This window comes from Streptomyces sp. NBC_01426, assembly GCF_036231985.1.
Lineage (GTDB): Bacteria > Actinomycetota > Actinomycetes > Streptomycetales > Streptomycetaceae > Streptomyces.
Map to the genome: position 1 here is coordinate 3,429,636 of NZ_CP109500.1, position 16,630 is coordinate 3,446,265.

The following is a 16,630-nucleotide window of genomic DNA, read 5'->3' on the forward strand; positions in this document are numbered from 1 at the left end:
CCCGGCCGGGTCAGCCGTAGAGGCGCTCCAGCACCACCGCGATGCCGTCGTCCTCGTTCGACAGCGTCAGTTCGTCGGCGACGGCCACCAGCTCGCGGTGCGCGTTGGCCATGGCCACGCCGTGGGCCGCCCACGCGAACATCGGGACGTCGTTGGGCATGTCCCCGAAGGCGATCGTCGAGGACGCCGGCAGGTCCAGCACCTCCGCCGCCCGGGCCAGGCCGCTCGCCTTGTCGATGCCCGGCGGCTGGAGTTCCACGGTGTGTTCCCCGGCCATCGTCACGTTGACGAGGTCGCCGACCACTCCCCGCGCGAACCGGGTGAGTTCGTCGTCGTCCAGGCGCGGGTGCTGGAGCAGCACCTTGTTGATGGGGGCGGACCACAGGTCCGCGCGGCTGTGGACGCGGACCGTCGGCAGGTGCGGGTGCCACATCCGGTAGCCGGGCCCTATCAACATCTCCGCGTCCACCCCCTCCTGGTTCACGGCGGCGTAGACCTCGCCGATCTCCGCCTCGATCTTCCCGAGGGCGACCTCGGCGAGGCCCCGGTCCATGGACACGGAGTGCAGCAGGCGCCCGCGCGCCGCGTCGTACACCTGCGCTCCCTGCCCGCACACCGCGAGCCCCGTGTAGCCGAGACCGTCGAGTACGTGGCGAACCTGCGGGACCGGGCGGCCGGTCACGATGATGTGCTGGGCGCCGGCCGCTCGGGCGGTCGCGAGGGCCTTGTGGGAGCGGGCCGAGACGGTGTCTCCGGCGCGCAGCAGAGTCCCGTCCAGGTCGGTGGCCACAAGTGCATAGGGGAGGGCGGAAGTCACCCCGCCAAGGATACGGACCCCCTCGGACAAGTCCTACAAATAGCGCCCGAATCCGGCCTCCCGCCCGCCCCACCGGCCACGTAACGTGTCAACCAGCCCCCGGGACACCCCCGGACCGCGTCGAAAGCGAGGCAGTAACCCATGCCCCAGCAGAGCCCCCTCGATGTTCCCGAGGGCGACCCGTTCGGGCCGCACAACCTCCCCTACGGCGTGTTCTCCACCTCGGGGGACCCGCGCCGGCGGATCGGGGTACGGATCGGCGGGCACGTGCTCGACGCCGGGGCGGCCGCCGTCGCGCTCGGCTCCCCGTACGCCGAACTCCTCGGCCGGGACTCCCTCAACCCGCTGCTCGCCGCCGGCCGCACGGCCTGGCGCGACGTGCGCCGAGCGCTGACCGCCTGGGTCACCGATCCCGGCCACCGGCCCGCCGTGGAGCCGCACCTGCTGCCGCTGGACACCGTGGAGCTGCACCTGCCGTACGAGGTCGCCGACTACGTCGACTTCTACGCGAGCGAGCACCACGCCACCAACGTCGGACAGATGTTCCGTCCGGACGGCGACGCCCTCACCCCCAACTGGAAGCACCTGCCGATCGGCTACCACGGCCGCGCCGGCACCCTCGTGGTCTCCGGCACCGACGTGGTGCGCCCCTCCGGCCAGCGCAAGACGCCCGCCGACCCGGCGCCCGTCTTCGGGCCGAGCGTCAAGCTGGACATCGAGGCCGAGGTCGGATTCGTCGTCGGCACCCCGTCCGAACTGGGCCGCCCGGTGCCGCTGGCCGACTTCGAGGACCACGTCTTCGGGCTGTTCCTGCTCAACGACTGGTCCGCGCGGGACATCCAGGCCTGGGAGTACGTGCCGCTCGGCCCGTTCCTCGGCAAGTCCTTCGCCACCTCCGTCTCCGCCTGGGTGACCCCGCTGGAGGCCCTCGACTCGGCGCGCGTCGCCCCGCCCGCCCGGGACTTCCCGCTGCTGCCCTACCTCGACGACGCCGACAGCGACCGGCCCGGCGGCTTCGACCTGCACATCAGCGTCGCCCTCAACGGGCAGGAGGTGGCCCGACCGCCGTTCTCCTCGATGTACTGGACCGCCGCCCAGCAGCTGGCCCACATGACCGTCAACGGTGCCTCCCTGCGCACCGGCGACGTGTACGGCTCCGGCACCGTCAGCGGCCCGGACCTCGACCAGCGCGGCTCGCTGCTGGAGCTCACCTGGAACGGCCGCGACGCCATCGAACTGGCCGACGGCAAGCGTACGTTCCTGGAGGACGGGGACGTCGTCACCCTCACCGCCTGGGCCCCCGGGGCCGACGGCACCCGGGTGGGCCTCGGCGAGGTCACCGGCCGCGTCGTGGCCGGCCGGTAGGTCCTGCCCCCGGGGCGGCCGGGGCCGCACCCACCCCTTTGGGTGCGGCCCGCGTGCGCGCCCCGGGGCGCCCCGCGAGGGTGGACGCACGGGACGGGACAACCGTGCCTCCGTACCGCCACCGCGAGGAGCCGCCATGCACGCACGCCGCCGGAAGACCGTTCTCACCTGCGCGGCCGCCGTGTCGCTCGGGCTGGCCGCCGTGGCCCCGGCGCACGGCGTCGACGGCCCGGCGCCCGACCCGCGCAACCGGCAGGCCATGAGGGACATGGCGACGGCGATCCGGGTGACGGCCAAGTACGTGGACGAGCGGCAGGCCCTCAAGGACGGGTACGTCCCGCACGGCGAGAGCTGCATGAACAACCCGTTCGGGGCGGGCGCGATGGGCTACCACTACGTCAAGCAGGCCAACTGGGGTTCGAAGGACCCCGCCCGGCCGACCGCGCTCCTCTACAGCAGCGAGACGGACCGCAACGGCCGCCGCCGGCTGGAGACCGTCGAGTGGATGTCCACCGACCGGGACCAGGACCTGAAGACCAAGGACGACCGGCCGAGCATGTTCGGACTCCCCTTCGACGGACCGATGCCGGGCCACTGGGCGGGCATGCCCAAGCACTACGACCTGCACATGTGGGCGTACAAGAAGAACCCGGCGGGCCGCTTCCACAACTGGAACACGGCCCTGTCCTGCCCGAAGAAGGCCGGCTCCAAGACCATGCCGGAGAACTCCGGACACGCGCACGGCCACTAGGCCCTGTCGTCACGTGCCGAACGCACATGACTCACCCGGAAGGGCGGTGTTCCGCGGATCCCCGGCGCTACGCTGGTCGCACTCGCGAGACTCCGGCTCATGGGAGCACTGATGAACCCGGAACACAGCTGGCCGGTCCCCCCCGAGGGCGGCTGGACCGCGGACGACCTGGACACGCTTCCGAATCTGCCTCCGCACACGGAGCTGATCGACGGGAGCTTGGTTTTCGTGAGTCCGCAGACCCTCTTCCACACACGGGCGGTCGATTTCTTCACTTCGGGACTGCGGTCGCTGGTCCCGGACGGCCTGGAAGTCTTGCGCGAGTTCACGATCGACATCGACCGGCGCAACCGCCCCGAACCCGATGTCGTCGTGTTCCGTGAGGACGTCCTCACGGGCATGGCCCAGACCCGGTTCGCCGCGGAGGCGGTCCTCCTGGCGATCGAGGTGGTCTCCCCCGAGTCCGTCGACCGCGACCGCGAGACCAAGCCCCTGAAGTACGCGCGGGCGGGGATCCCGCACTACTGGCGGGTCGAGAACAAGGACGGCCGGGCCGTCGTCTACGTCTTCGAACGGGAGCCGGCCGGCGGCGGCTACGTCGCCACCGGCATCTTCCACGACCGCCTGAAAGCCTCCGTCCCCTTCCCCATCGACCTCGACCTCACCGCCGTCACGGCAAAGCGGGCACGGCCCGAGTAGGCAACAGGGCCCGGCTCCCCCGAGGGGAGCCGGGCCCTGACACATCCGGAACCGGGTCAGCGGACGAACGTGCTCGCCTGGCCCGCCAGGTCCAGGAAGTACTGCGGGGCCACGCCCAGGACCACCGTCACCGCGACGCCGACGGCGATGGTCGTCATCGTCAGCGGCGAGGGCACCGCGACCGTCGGGCCGTCGGCCTTCGGCTCGCTGAAGAACATCAGGACGATCACCCGGATGTAGAAGAACGCGGCGATCGCGGACGAGAGCACACCGACCACGACCAGCACCCCGGCGCCGCCCTCCGCCGCCGCCTTGAACACGGCGAACTTGCCGGAGAAGCCGGAGGTCAGCGGGATGCCGGCGAAGGCCAGCAGGAACACCGCGAAGACGGCCGCCGTCAGCGGCGAACGCCGCCCCAGGCCGGCCCACTTCGACAGGTGCGTGGCCTCGCCGCCCGCGTCGCGGACCAGGGTGACCACGGCGAAGGCGCCGATCGTCACGAAGGAGTACGCCGCCAGGTAGAAGAGGACGGACTGGACGCCCTCCGCCGAGGTGGCGATCACACCGGCCAGGATGAACCCGGCGTGCGCGATCGACGAGTAGGCCAGGAGCCGCTTGACGTCGGTCTGGGTCACCGCGATCACGGCGCCCGCGAGCATCGTGACGATCGCGACGCCCCACATCACCGGCCGCCAGTCCCAGCGCAGGCCCGGCAGGACCACGTACAGCAGGCGCAGGAGGGCGCCGAAGGCGGCCACCTTCGTCGCCGCCGCCATGAAGCCGGTGACCGGGGTCGGGGCTCCCTGGTAGACGTCCGGGGTCCACATGTGGAACGGGACCGCGCCGACCTTGAACAGCAGGCCCATCAGGATCAGCGCGCCGCCGATCAGCAGCAGCGCGTCGTTGCCCATCGTGCCGGCCAGCGCCGGGTCGATCTTCTGGACGGTGCCGTCGACCACGTCCGCGATGACCGCGTACGAGACCGAGCCGGCGTACCCGTACAGCAGCGCGATGCCGAAGAGCAGGAACGCCGAGGAGAACGCGCCCAGCAGGAAGTACTTGACGGCGGCCTCCTGCGACATCAGCCGCTGGCGGCGGGCGACGGCGCAGAGCAGGTACAGCGGGAGGGAGAAGACCTCCAGGGCGATGAACAGCGTCAGCAGGTCGTTCGCCGCCGGGAAGATCAGCATGCCGGCGACCGCGAACATCATCAGCGGGAAGACCTCGGTGGTGCTGAAGCCCGCCTTGACGGCCGCCTTCTCGCTCTCGCTGCCCGGTACGGACGCCGCCTGCGCGGCGAAGGAGTCCACCCGGTTGCCGTGCGCCGCCGGGTCGAGGCGACGCTCGGCGAAGGTGAACACGGCCACGATCGAGGCCAGCAGGATGGTGCCCTGGAGGAACAGCGCCGGCCCGTCGACGGCGATGGCGCCCATGGCCGCGGTGTGGGCCTTGGTGGAGCCGTACCCGCCGGCAGCGAGGCCGACGACCGCCGCGAAGGCCGAGGCCAGTGCGGCGACGGCCAGGAACACCTGGACGTAGTGGCGGGACTTGCGCGGGACGAAGGCCTCCACGAGGACTCCGAGGATCGCCGCGCCCACCACGATCAGGGTGGGCGAGAGCTGCGCGTACTCGATGTGCGGGGTCGGGATGCGGGTGGCCGGGTCCCCGGCCGCCAGCGCCCACAACCCCTGGGCAGCAGTCACGGTGCTCACTTCGCCGCCTCCCCGTTCTTGGCGTCGACCACGACCTCTGGCTTCGGGTCGGTCTGTTTCACGTCCGACATGGTGTGCTTCACCGCCGGGTTGACGATCTCGGTCAGCGGCTTCGGGTACACGCCGAGGCCGATCAGGAGCACGATCAGCGGCGCGACCACGAGCACCTCGCGCAGGCGCAGGTCCGGCATGGTGCGGACCTCCTCCTTCACGGGGCCGGTCATCGTGCGCTGGTAGAGCACCAGGGTGTAGAGCGCGGCGAGCACGATGCCCACGGTGGCGATGATGCCGACCACCGGGTAGCGGGCGAACGTGCCGACCAGGACCAGGAACTCGCTGACGAACGGGGCGAGTCCGGGCAGCGACAGGGTGGCCAGACCACCGATCAGGAAGGTGCCGGCGAGCACCGGGGCCACCTTCTGCACGCCGCCGTAGTCGGCGATGAGCCGGGAGCCGCGCCGCGAGATCAGGAAGCCGGCCACCAGCATCAGCGCCGCCGTCGAGATCCCGTGGTTGACCATGTAGAGGGTGGCGCCCGACTGCCCCTGCGAGGTCATCGCGAAGATGCCCAGGACGATGAACCCGAAGTGCGAGATCGAGGCGTAGGCGACCAGCCGCTTGATGTCCCGCTGCCCGACCGCGACCAGCGCGCCGTAGACGATGCTGATCAGGGCGAGTACGAGGATCACGGGCGTGGCCCACTTGCTGGCGTCGGGGAACAGCCCGAGGCAGAAGCGGAGCATCGCGAAGGTGCCGACCTTGTCGACGACCGCGGTGATGAGGACGGCCACCGGGGCGGTGGACTCCCCCATCGCGTTCGGCAGCCAGGTGTGCAGCGGCCACAGCGGGGCCTTCACCGCGAAGGCGAAGAAGAAGCCGAGGAACAGCAGCCGCTCGGTGTTGGTCGCCATGTCGAGCGTGCCCGCGGCGCGGGCGGCGGCGATCTCCTGGAGCGAGAAGTTCCCCGCGACCACGTACAGCCCGATGACGGCCGCCAGCATGATCAGACCGCCGACGAGGTTGTAGAGGAGGAACTTGACCGCGGCGTAGGAGCGTTGCGCGGCCGCGTTCTCCTCGGACCCGGCGTGCGCCCGGTCCCCGAAGCCGCCGATGAGGAAGTACATCGGGATGAGCATGGCTTCGAAGAAGATGTAGAAGAGGAAGACGTCGGTGGCCTCGAAGGAGATGATCACCATCGCCTCGACCAGCAGGATCAGGGCGAAGAAGCCCTGGGTCGGCCGCCACCGCGAGGAATGGGTCTCCAGCGGGTCGGCGTCGTTCCAGCCGGCGCCGATCACGAAGGGGATCAGCAGCGCGGTGAGCGCGATCAGCGCCACCGCGATGCCGTCGACGCCGAGCTCGTAGCGGACGCCGAAGTCGGCGATCCACGCGTGGGATTCGGTGAGCTGGTAGCGGTCGCCACCGGGCTCGAAGCGGATCGCGACGAGCACGGCCAGGGCCAGTGTCGCCAGCGAGAACAGCAGCGCGAGCCACTTGGCGGCGGTCCTGCGGGCGGCCGGGACGGCCGCCGTCAGGATCGCGCCGACCGCGGGCACGGCCGCCGTCACCGTCAGAAGCGGGACATTCATCTCACACCGCCCTCATCAGCAGGGTCGCGGCGATGAGGATCGCCGTGCCCCCGAACATCGAGACCGCGTAGCTGCGGGCATAGCCGTTCTGCAGCTTGCGCAGCCGGCCCGACAGCCCGCCGACCGAGGCGGCCGTCCCGTTGACCACCCCGTCGACCAGACTGTGGTCGACGTACACGAGGGAGCGGGTCAGGTGCTCCCCGCCGCGCACCAGCACGACGTGGTTGAAGTCGTCCTGGAGCAGGTCCCGTCGGGCCGCCCGGGTGAGGAGCGAGCCGCGCGGGGCGACCACCGGTACGGGCTTCCTGCCGTACTGCGCGTACGCGATGCCCACGCCGATGATCAGGACCACGACCGTCGCGGCGGTGATGACGCCGGCGCTGAGCGGGGAGTGGCCGTGCTCGAAGGACGTGACGGGCTCCAGCCACTTCACGAAGGACTCGTTGAAGCTGAAGAGGGCGCCGGCGAAGACCGATCCGAAGGCGAGGACGATCATGGGGATCGTCATGGACTTCGGGGACTCGTGCGGGTCCGGCTCGTGGCCCGCCGCGTCGGGCTGCCAGCGCTTCTCGCCGAAGAAGGTCAGGAGCATCACGCGGGTCATGTAGTACGCGGTGAGTGCCGCGCCCACCAGGGTGACCGCGCCGAGGATCCAGCCCTCGGTGCCGCCCTTCGCGAACGCCGCCTCGATGATCTTGTCCTTGGACCAGAAGCCCGACAGGCCCGGGAAGCCGATGATGGCCAGGTAGCCGAGGCCGAAGGTGACGAAGGTGACCGGCATGAACTTCCGCAGGCCGCCGAAGCGGCGCATGTCCACCTCGTCGTTCATCCCGTGCATCACGGAACCCGCGCCGAGGAAGAGGCCGGCCTTGAAGAAGCCGTGCGTCACCAGGTGCATGATCGCGAAGGCGTAGCCGATGGGGCCGAGGCCCGCCGCGAGGATCATGTAGCCGATCTGCGACATCGTGGAGCCCGCCAGGGCCTTCTTGATGTCGTCCTTCGCGCAACCGACGATCGCACCGAAGATCAGGGTGACGGCGCCGACCACGACGACCGCGGTCTGCGCGTCCGGAGCGGCGTTGAAGATCGCCCCGGACCGGGTGATGAGGTACACGCCGGCGGTGACCATGGTGGCGGCGTGGATCAGGGCCGAGACCGGGGTCGGGCCCTCCATCGCGTCGCCGAGCCAGGACTGCAGCGGCACCTGGGCCGACTTGCCGCAGGCGGCCAGCAGCAGCATCAGGGCGATGGCGGTCAGCGTGCCCTCGCCCGCCTCGTCCACCGCGCCGAACACCGGCCCGAAGGCGAAGGTCCCGAACGTGGTGAACATCAGCATGATGGCGATCGACAGGCCGATGTCGCCGACCCGGTTGACCAGGAAGGCCTTCTTCGCGGCGGTGGCCGCGCTGGGCTTGTGCTGCCAGAAGCCGATGAGCAGGTACGAGGCCAGGCCCACGCCCTCCCACCCGACGTACAGCAGCAGGTAGTTGTCGGCGAGGACCAGCAGCAGCATCGCCGCGAGGAAGAGGTTGAGGTAGCCGAAGAAGCGGCGGCGCCGCTCGTCGTGCTCCATGTACCCGATCGAGTACACGTGGATGAGCGTGCCCACCCCGGTGATCAGCAGGACGAACGTCATCGACAGCTGGTCGAGCTGGAACGCGACGTCGGCCTGGAAGCCCTCCACCGGGATCCAGGTGTACAGCCGCTGGAACATGGCCCGGTCGTCGCCGGGCCGGCTCAGCATGTCGCTGAACAGGGCCACGCCGATGCCGAAGGAGGCCGCGGCGAGCAGGGTGCCGAGCCAGTGGCCGGCCTTGTCGAGGCGCCGGCCGCCGCACAGCAGCACCGCCGCCCCGAGCAGGGGCGCCGCCACCAGCAGCGCAATCAGATTCTCCACTGTTGAACGCCCCTTACAGCTTCATCAGGTTGGCGTCGTCGACCGAGGCCGAGTGGCGGGTACGGAAGAACGACACGATGATCGCGAGGCCCACCACGACCTCCGCGGCGGCGACGACCATCGTGAAGAAGGCGATGATCTGGCCGTCGAGATTGCCGTGCATCCGGGAGAAGGCGACGAAGGCGAGGTTGCAGGCGTTGAGCATCAGCTCCACGCACATGAACAGCACGATCGCGTTCTTCCGGACGAGTACGCCGGCCGCGCCGATGGTGAACAGCAGGGCGGCCAGGTACAGGTAGTTGACCGGGTTCACTTCGAGGCCTCCTCACGGCCGAGGCGCTCCGAGGAACGCTGCTCCAGCGCCTTGAGGTCGCCGATCGCCTCGCTGGACACGTCGCGGATCTGGCCGCGGGCGCGCAGCGTCTTGCTCACGGTCAGCTCGGACGGGGTGCCGTCCGGCAGCAGACCGGCGACGTCCACCGCGTTGTGTCGGGCGTACACGCCGGGGGCGGGCAGCGGCGGGAGCTGTACGCCCCCGCGCACCCGCTGTTCGGCGAGTTCGCGCTGGCTGGGGGCCCGCTCGGTGCGCTCGCGGTGCGTCAGCACCATCGCGCCGACGGCCGCGGTGATCAGCAGGGCGCCGGTGATCTCGAAGGCGAAGATGTACCGGGTGAAGATCAGCTCGGCGAGGCCTTCGACGTGCCCGGCGGAGTTGACCCGGCCGAGTCCGTTGAAGTGGGTGATCCCCGCGTTGGCGATGCCGGCGATCAGCAGGATGCCGAAGCCGAGCCCGCACAGGACGGCCAGCCAGCGCTGCCCCTTGAGGGTCTCGGTGAGCGAGTCCGCGGCGGTGACGCCGACGAGCATGACCACGAAGAGGAACAGCATCATGATGGCGCCGGTGTAGACGACGACCTGGACGACGCCCAGGAAGTACGCGCCGTTGGCGAGGTAGAAGACCGCCAGGATGATCATGGTTCCGGCCAGGCACAGTGCGCTGTGCACGGCCTTCTTCATCAGGATCGTGCACAGCGCGCCGATCACGGCGACCGTGCCGAGGACCCAGAACTGGACGGCCTCGCCGGTGGAGGTGACGGTGGCCGCGGCGGCGATGGCGCTCATGCCCCCACCCCCTCGTGCGTGTCGCTCTCCTCGCCGGCGCCTTCCTCGGCGACCTCGCCCTTGGAGACGGCGACCTGTCGGACCGTTCCGGGAGCGGCCCCGGTCACCAGGCCCTGGTAGTAGTCGGTGTCGTCGGTCCCGGGGAAGATCGAGTGCGGGGCCTCGACCATGCCCTCCGTCAGCCCCGCCAGCAGCTGCTCCTTGGTGTAGATCAGCGATTCGCGGCTGGAGTCGGCCAGTTCGAACTCGTTCGTCATCGTCAGCGCCCGCGTGGGGCACGCCTCGACGCACAGCCCGCACAGGATGCAGCGGGCGTAGTTGATCTGGTAGACGCGGCCGTACCGCTCACCCGGGGAGTAGCGCTCCTCCTCGGTGTTGTCCGCGCCCTCCACGTAGATCGCGTCGGCGGGACAGGCCCAGGCGCACAACTCGCAGCCGATGCACTTCTCCAGACCGTCGGGGTGACGGTTGAGCTGGTGCCGTCCGTGGAAGCGGGGCGCGGTCGTCTTCTGCTGCTCCGGGTACTGCTCGGTGAGCCGCTTCTTGAACATGGCCTTGAAGGTCACGCCGAAGCCGGCCACCGGGTTCTGCCACTTCTCGTTCTGGTCCGCGTCAGACATTCTCTGCACCCTCCTCTCGGTCACTGTCGGAATGCGCCGCGCCACTGCCGATGAGCTCCCGATCACCGCGAGCTCGCCTGCGCGGTACGGGTGCCAGGTGCTGGCCGGGCTTGGGCGGTACGGGGAACCCGCCCGCCAGCGGGTCGAAGGGCTCCGTCGCCGCGGCCTTCTCGGCCGCCTCCGCCGCCGTCTTGTGCTTCTTGTCGCGGAACAGGTCGGCGACGAAGGACAGCAGCAGGAGGGCGATGACCCCACCACCGACGTAGAGCACGATCTGCTGGAAGTCGTAGTTCTCGTTCCGCAGGGCCCGGACGGTCGCGACCAGCATCAGCCAGACCACGGAGACCGGGATCAGCACCTTCCAGCCGAGCTTCATCAGCTGGTCGTAGCGCACGCGTGGCAGCGTGCCGCGCAGCCAGATGAAGAAGAACAGCAGCAGCTGGACCTTGAGGACGAACCAGAGCATCGGCCACCAGCCGTGGTTCGCGCCCTCCCAGTAGGTGGAGATCGGCGCGGGGGCCCGCCAGCCGCCCAGGAAGAGGGTGACCGAGACGGCGGAGACGGTGACCATGTTGACGTACTCGGCCAGCATGAACAGCGCGAACTTGATCGACGAGTACTCGGTGTTGAAGCCGCCGACCAGGTCGCCCTCGGACTCCGGCATGTCGAAGGGGGCGCGGTTCGTCTCGCCGACCATCGTGATGACGTAGATGATGAAGGAGACCGGCAACAGGATGATGTACCAGCGGTCCGCCTGCGCCTCCACGATCGCCGAGGTCGACATCGACCCGGAGTAGAGGAAGACCGAGGCGAAGGCCGCGCCCATCGCGATCTCGTACGAGATCATCTGCGCGCAGGAGCGCAGGCCGCCGAGCAGCGGGTACGTGGAGCCCGAGGACCAGCCGGCGAGGACGATGCCGTAGATGCCGACCGAGGCCACCGCGAGGATGTACAGCATCGCGATGGGCAGGTCGGTCAGCTGCATCGTGGTGCGCTGGCCGAAGATCGAGACCTCGTTGCCCGCGGGCCCGAAGGGGATCACCGCGATCGCCATGAACGCCGGGATCGCCGCGATGATCGGGGCGAGGACGTAGACGACCTTGTCGGCCCGCTTGACGACGATGTCTTCCTTCAACATCAGCTTCACGCCGTCGGCGAGCGACTGGAGCATGCCCCAGGGGCCGTGCCGGTTCGGGCCGATGCGCAGCTGCATCCAGGCGACGACCTTGCGTTCCCACACGATGGAGAACAGCACGGTCACCATCAGGAAGGCGAAGCAGAAGACCGCCTTGAGGAGGACGAGCCACCAGACGTCCCGACCGAACAGGGACAGGTCCTCGGCAGCGATGTGCAGGGTGCTCACGCGCCCACCTCCGCAGTGGTGTCGTCCGCGGCGGCCGGGGTCGCCGGGCCGATGCGTACGAGGGTGCCCGGACGGGCGCCGGTGTCGGCAAGGACGCCGGCGCCGGTGGAGTTCATCGGGAGCCAGACCACCCGGTCGGGCATCTCCGTGATCCGCAGCGGCAGCTCCACGCTGCCGGTCGGGCCGGTCACCGCGAGGACGTCGCCGGTCTTGACGCCCGTCTCGGCGGCCGTGGCGGCCGACAGGCGGGCACTGGCCTCGTGCCGGGTGCCGGCCAGGGCCTCGTCGCCGTCCTGGAGGCGGCCCTGGTCGAGCAGCAGCCGGTGGCCGGCGAGGACGGCCTCGCCCGCGGCGGGGCGGGGCAGCTGCACGGTGTCCGCGGACTGCGCGGTGGCGCGTTCCCCGGCCCAGGGGCCGAGCCGGTCGATCTCCCGGCGTACGGCGTGCACGTCGGGCAGGGCGATCGGCCGGTCGGCGGCGTCGGCCAGCATGTGCAGCACGCGGCCGTCGGCCGGGGCGAGCCGGCGCGTCATCTGGTCGGGCTTCAGCGCGGCCTCGAACGGTCGGACCCTGCCCTCCCAGTTGATGAACGCGCCCGCCTTCTCGGCGACCGCGGCCACCGGGAAGACCACGTCGGCGTGGTCGGTGACCTCGCCGGGCCGCAGTTCCAGGGAGACCACGAAGGCCTCCTGGAGGGCGATCCGGGCGCGGGCCGGGTCCGGCAGGTCGGTGACCTCGACGCCGGCGACCAGCAGGGCGGACAGTTCGCGCCCGGCGGCCGCCTCGACGATCTGGCCGGTGTCGCGGCCGTAGCGGTGCGGGAGTTCGTCCAGGCCCCAGGCCGTGGCGACCTCGTCGCGGGCCCGCGGGTCGGTGGCCGGGCGGCCGCCCGGCAGCAGGGACGCGAGGGCGCCCGCCTCGACGGCGGCCCGCTCCCCGGCCCGGCGCGGGATCCACACCAGCTTCGCGCCGGTGGCGGCGGCGGCCCGGACGGCCGCGGTCAGGGCGCCGGGCACCGCCGCGAGGCGCTCGCCGACGACGATGACCGCACCGGACTCGCGCAGCGCGTCGGCCGCGGCGTGGCCGCCCTGCTCCAGACCGGAGCGGGAGGCCAGCGCGTCCAGCCAGGCCGGTTCGGTGCCGGGGGCGGCGCCCAGCAGGGTGCCGCCCGCCTTCTCCAGGCCGCGCGTGGCGAAGGGGGCCAGCGCGAACGTCCGCTGCTTGTGCCTGCGGTGCGCCTTGCGCAGCCGCAGGAAGACGCCGGGGGCCTCCTCCTCGGACTCGATGCCGACGAGCAGGACGGCGGGCGCGGCCTCCAGCGCGGAGTACGTGACGCCCTTGCCGTCGAGGTCCCGGCCGGTGCCCGCCACCGAGGAGGCCAGGAACTCGGACTCCTCCGCGCTGTGCACCCGGGCCCGGAAGTCGATGTCGTTGGTGTCGAGGACGACCCGGGCGAACTTGGCGTACGCGTAGGCGTCCTCGACGGTGAGCCGTCCGCCGGTCAGCACCCCGGCCCGGCCGCGGGCGGCCGCGAGACCGTTCGCCGCCGCCTCCAGGGCCTCGGGCCAGCTCGCCGGGGCGAGGACCCCGTCCGTGCCGCGCACCAGCGGGGTGGTGAGCCGGTCGGGGCGCTGGGCGTAGCGGAACCCGAAGCGGCCCTTGTCGCAGATCCACTCCTCGTTGACCTCGGGGTCCTCGGCGGCCAGCCGGCGCAGCACCTTGCCGCGGCGGTGGTCGGTCCGGGTCGCGCAGCCGCCCGCGCAGTGCTCGCACACGCTCGGGGAGGAGACGAGGTCGAAGGGGCGGGAGCGGAACCGGTAGGCGGCGGAGGTGAGCGCGCCGACCGGGCAGATCTGGATGGTGTTGCCGGAGAAGTACGACTCGAACGGGTCGCCCTCGCCGATGCCGACCTGCTGGAGCGCGCCGCGCTCGACCAGTTCGATCATCGGGTCGCCGGCCACCTGGTTGGAGAAGCGGGTGCAGCGCGCGCACAGCACGCACCGCTCGCGGTCGAGCAGCACCTGCGTGGAGATCGGGACCGGCTTCTCGTAGGTCCGCTTGTGCCCGTCGAACCGGGAGTCGGAGTTGCCGTGCGACATCGCCTGGTTCTGCAGCGGGCACTCGCCGCCCTTGTCGCAGACCGGGCAGTCCAGCGGGTGGTTGATGAGCAGCAGCTCCATCACACCGCGCTGGGCCTTGTCGGCGACCGGGGAGGTCAGCTGGGTCTTGACGACCATGCCGTCGGTGCAGGTGATGGTGCAGGAGGCCATCGGCTTGCGCTGGCCCTCCACCTCGACGATGCACTGGCGGCAGGCGCCGGCGGGGTCGAGGAGGGGGTGGTCGCAGAACCGGGGGATCTCGATGCCGATCTGCTCGGCGGCCCGGATGACCAACGTGCCCTTGGGCACGGACAGTTCGATGCCGTCGATGGTCAGGGACACCGTGTTCTCCGGCGGCACCGCCGCCTCGCCGCCACCGGCGGGGGCGTGAGTGGTGACGGTCATGCGTTCACCTCCGTGTCAGCCCAGAGGGTCGACTTCTTGGGGTCGAAGGGGCAGCCCTTGCCCGTGATGTGCTGCTCGTACTCCTCGCGGAAGTACTTGAGCGAGGAGAAGATCGGGCTGGCGGCGCCGTCGCCGAGCGCGCAGAACGACTTGCCGTTGATGTTGTCGGCGATGTCGTTCAGCTTGTCGAGGTCGGACATGACGCCCTTGCCGGCCTCGATGTCGCGGAGCAGCTGGACGAGCCAGTACGTGCCCTCGCGGCAGGGGGTGCACTTGCCGCAGGACTCGTGGGCGTAGAACTCGGTCCAGCGGGTGACGGCCCGCACCACGCAGGTCGTCTCGTCGAAGCACTGGAGCGCCTTGGTGCCGAGCATCGAGCCGGCGGCGCCGACGCCCTCGTAGTCGAGGGGGACGTCGAGGTGCTCGTCCGTGAACATCGGGGTGGAGGAACCGCCCGGGGTCCAGAACTTCAGCCGGTGCCCGGGGCGCATCCCGCCGCTCATGTCGAGGAGCTGGCGCAGGGTGATCCCGAGGGGGGCCTCGTACTGGCCGGGGCCGCAGACGTGTCCGGAGAGCGAGTACAGCGTGAAGCCGGGGGACTTCTCGGTCCCCATCGCCTTGAACCAGTCCTTGCCCTTGTTCAGGATCGCGGGAACCGAGGCGATGGACTCGACGTTGTTGACGACAGTGGGGCAGGCGTAGAGCCCCTCGACGGCGGGGAAGGGGGGACGCAGCCGGGGCTGACCGCGCCGGCCTTCGAGGGAGTCGAGCAGTGCCGTCTCCTCGCCGCAGATGTACGCGCCCGCTCCCGCGTGCACCGTGATGTCGAGGTCGAGTCCGCTCCCGAGGACGTCCTTGCCGAGGTAGCCGGCCTCGTACGCCTCGCGCACGGCCTCGTGCAGGCGACGCAGCACCGGCACGACCTCGCCACGCAGGTAGATGAAGGCGTGCGTCGACCGGATCGCATAGCAGGCGATGATCATTCCCTCGATGAGGGAGTGCGGGTTCGCGAAGAGGAGGGGGATGTCCTTGCAGGTTCCCGGCTCCGACTCGTCCGCGTTCACGACGAGGTAGTGCGGCTTGCCGTCGCCCTGCGGGATGAACTGCCACTTCATCCCGGTGGGGAAGCCCGCGCCGCCGCGCCCGCGCAGACCGGAGTCCTTCACGTAGGCGATCAGGTCGTCCGGGGTCATCGCGAGCGCCTTGCGCAGGCCCTCGTACCCCTCGTGACGCCGGTAGGTCTCCAGCGTCCAGGACCGCTGCTCGTCCCAGAACGCCGACAGCACGGGTGCCAGGAGCTTCTCCGGGCTGGTGCCGTTCTCGCTGATCTCGGGTGCCATCGTCATCACTCCCCCTCCTCGGCTGCCGGTCCGGCCGGGTGGTCGGGGTCGGACGCCGACGTCTCCTGTGGCGCGTCGTGCGAGCTGAGGTGCCGCGAGCCGGGCATCGGGGCGTCGTGCGGAGCCTCGCCGCGCGGGGCGACCACCCGGCCGCCCTGCTGGGGCGCCTCGCCGCGGAAGAGCCGCAGCCCGATCAGGGAGGCCGGACCCGCTCCGCCGGTCGCCTCGACCGCGCCCTCGCGCTCGTCGGGGAACCCGGCCAGGATCCGGGCCGTCTCCTTGTACGTGCACAGCGGCGCGCCCCGGGTCGGTTCGACCGGGCGGTCGGCCAGCAGGTCGTCCACCAGGGCCTTGGCCGACTGGGGGGTCTGGTTGTCGAAGAACTCCCAGTTGACCATCACCACGGGGGCGAAGTCGCAGGCCGCGTTGCACTCGATGTGCTCCAGCGTGACCTTGCCGTCGGGGGTGGTCTCGTTGTTGCCGACGCCCAGGTGTTCCTTGAGCTCGTCGAAGATCGCGTCGCCGCCCATCACCGCGCACAGGGTGTTGGTACAGACGCCCACCTGGTAGTCGCCGGACGGCTTGCGCCGGTACATCGTGTAGAAGGTCGCGACGGCCGTGACCTCGGCGGTGGTCAGGCCGAGCACCTCGGCGCAGAACCGGATGCCGGTGCGCGAGACGTAGCCCTCCTCGGACTGGGTCAGGTGCAGCAGCGGCAGCAGCGCGGAGCGGCTGTCGGGGTAGCGGGCGATGACCTCGGCGGCGTCCGCCGCGAGCCGCTCGCGCACCTCCGCCGGGTAGTCGGGGGCCGGCAACTGGGGCATGCCCAGGCTGAGGGGGGCCGGAGGGGT

General features: G+C 70.8%; 14 protein-coding genes. 3 read left to right on the forward strand and 11 right to left on the reverse strand.

Annotation, left to right across the window (positions count from 1 at the left end):
* Positions 1-10 precede the first annotated feature (10 nt).
* The gene (locus OG906_RS15015) at positions 11-817 is read right to left on the reverse strand and encodes an HAD family hydrolase (RefSeq protein WP_329443203.1); all 807 of its coding nucleotides are present in this window, start codon (positions 815-817) and stop codon (positions 11-13) included.
* A 141-nt stretch (positions 818-958) separates the two neighbouring features.
* Here OG906_RS15015 and fahA point away from each other — a divergent pair, with 141 nt between their 5' ends.
* The 3 genes from fahA (at position 959) to OG906_RS15030 (ending at position 3,632) form a co-directional block, all read left to right on the forward strand.
* Positions 959-2,182, forward strand: coding sequence for a fumarylacetoacetase (gene fahA / locus OG906_RS15020; protein WP_329443204.1), 1,224 nt, complete (start codon positions 959-961; stop codon positions 2,180-2,182).
* 136 nt (positions 2,183-2,318) lie between these two features.
* On the forward strand, positions 2,319-2,933 hold the full coding sequence (locus OG906_RS15025; protein WP_329443206.1) for a hypothetical protein: 615 nt from the start codon (positions 2,319-2,321) through the stop codon (positions 2,931-2,933).
* A gap of 99 nt (positions 2,934-3,032) precedes the next feature.
* Positions 3,033-3,632: a Uma2 family endonuclease gene (locus tag OG906_RS15030; RefSeq protein WP_329443207.1), complete on the forward strand. Its 600-nt coding sequence runs from the start codon at positions 3,033-3,035 to the stop codon at positions 3,630-3,632.
* Positions 3,633-3,688: 56 nt separating this feature from the next.
* On the opposite strand, the gene nuoN is transcribed toward OG906_RS15030, so the two are convergent.
* Genes nuoN through nuoE form a run of 10 tightly spaced genes read right to left on the reverse strand, consistent with a single transcriptional unit; the run spans position 3,689 to position 16,603 of the window.
* Complete coding sequence (gene nuoN / locus OG906_RS15035) at positions 3,689-5,317, reverse strand: NADH-quinone oxidoreductase subunit NuoN (RefSeq protein WP_329448028.1); 1,629 nt, start codon at positions 5,315-5,317, stop codon at positions 3,689-3,691.
* 23 nt (positions 5,318-5,340) lie between these two features.
* Positions 5,341-6,933 carry an NADH-quinone oxidoreductase subunit M gene (locus OG906_RS15040; protein ID WP_267798415.1) on the reverse strand — a complete coding sequence of 531 codons (1,593 nt, stop codon included), beginning with the start codon at positions 6,931-6,933 and terminating at the stop codon, positions 5,341-5,343.
* A 1-nt stretch (position 6,934) separates the two neighbouring features.
* On the reverse strand, positions 6,935-8,830 hold the full coding sequence (gene nuoL / locus OG906_RS15045) for an NADH-quinone oxidoreductase subunit L (RefSeq protein WP_053678966.1): 1,896 nt from the start codon (positions 8,828-8,830) through the stop codon (positions 6,935-6,937).
* 13 nt (positions 8,831-8,843) lie between these two features.
* Positions 8,844-9,143 (reverse strand): NADH-quinone oxidoreductase subunit NuoK, encoded by a 300-nt coding sequence (gene nuoK / locus OG906_RS15050; RefSeq protein ID WP_267798417.1) that lies wholly within the window; start codon positions 9,141-9,143, stop codon positions 8,844-8,846.
* A complete protein-coding gene (locus OG906_RS15055) occupies positions 9,140-9,952 on the reverse strand; it encodes an NADH-quinone oxidoreductase subunit J (protein WP_267798418.1) in 813 nt (270 codons plus the stop codon). Before OG906_RS15055 ends, nuoK begins: the two co-directional genes overlap by 4 nt.
* Complete coding sequence (nuoI, locus tag OG906_RS15060; protein ID WP_329443211.1) at positions 9,949-10,572, reverse strand: NADH-quinone oxidoreductase subunit NuoI; 624 nt, start codon at positions 10,570-10,572, stop codon at positions 9,949-9,951. The genes OG906_RS15055 and nuoI overlap by 4 nt, the downstream gene beginning before the upstream one ends.
* Positions 10,565-11,935, reverse strand: a complete 1,371-nt coding sequence (gene nuoH / locus OG906_RS15065; RefSeq protein ID WP_329443212.1) for an NADH-quinone oxidoreductase subunit NuoH — start codon at positions 11,933-11,935, stop codon at positions 10,565-10,567. The genes nuoI and nuoH overlap by 8 nt, the downstream gene beginning before the upstream one ends.
* Complete coding sequence (locus OG906_RS15070; protein WP_329443214.1) at positions 11,932-14,439, reverse strand: NADH-quinone oxidoreductase subunit G; 2,508 nt, start codon at positions 14,437-14,439, stop codon at positions 11,932-11,934. The genes nuoH and OG906_RS15070 overlap by 4 nt, the downstream gene beginning before the upstream one ends.
* Positions 14,436-15,785: an NADH-quinone oxidoreductase subunit NuoF gene (gene nuoF, locus OG906_RS15075; RefSeq protein WP_329443216.1), complete on the reverse strand. Its 1,350-nt coding sequence runs from the start codon at positions 15,783-15,785 to the stop codon at positions 14,436-14,438. Before nuoF ends, OG906_RS15070 begins: the two co-directional genes overlap by 4 nt.
* On the reverse strand, positions 15,785-16,603 hold the full coding sequence (gene nuoE, locus OG906_RS15080) for an NADH-quinone oxidoreductase subunit NuoE (protein WP_266950650.1): 819 nt from the start codon (positions 16,601-16,603) through the stop codon (positions 15,785-15,787). The genes nuoF and nuoE overlap by 1 nt, the downstream gene beginning before the upstream one ends.
* Positions 16,604-16,630: the final 27 nt, after the last annotated feature.

Excerpts from the sequence above, each read along its gene's own strand:
- fahA (WP_329443204.1), top strand. The coding sequence starts at position 959 with ATGCCCCAGCAGAGCCCCCTCGATGTTCCCGAGGGCGACCCGTTCGGG.
- OG906_RS15025 (WP_329443206.1), top strand. The coding sequence starts at position 2,319 with ATGCACGCACGCCGCCGGAAGACCGTTCTCACCTGCGCGGCCGCCGTG.
- OG906_RS15030 (WP_329443207.1), top strand. The coding sequence starts at position 3,033 with ATGGGAGCACTGATGAACCCGGAACACAGCTGGCCGGTCCCCCCCGAG.
- OG906_RS15040 (WP_267798415.1), bottom strand. The coding sequence starts at position 6,933 with ATGAATGTCCCGCTTCTGACGGTGACGGCGGCCGTGCCCGCGGTCGGC.
- OG906_RS15055 (WP_267798418.1), bottom strand. The coding sequence starts at position 9,952 with ATGAGCGCCATCGCCGCCGCGGCCACCGTCACCTCCACCGGCGAGGCC.
- nuoI (WP_329443211.1), bottom strand. The coding sequence starts at position 10,572 with ATGTCTGACGCGGACCAGAACGAGAAGTGGCAGAACCCGGTGGCCGGC.
- OG906_RS15070 (WP_329443214.1), bottom strand. The coding sequence starts at position 14,439 with ATGACCGTCACCACTCACGCCCCCGCCGGTGGCGGCGAGGCGGCGGTG.
- nuoF (WP_329443216.1), bottom strand. The coding sequence starts at position 15,785 with ATGACGATGGCACCCGAGATCAGCGAGAACGGCACCAGCCCGGAGAAG.
- nuoE (WP_266950650.1), bottom strand. The coding sequence starts at position 16,603 with ATGCCCCAGTTGCCGGCCCCCGACTACCCGGCGGAGGTGCGCGAGCGG.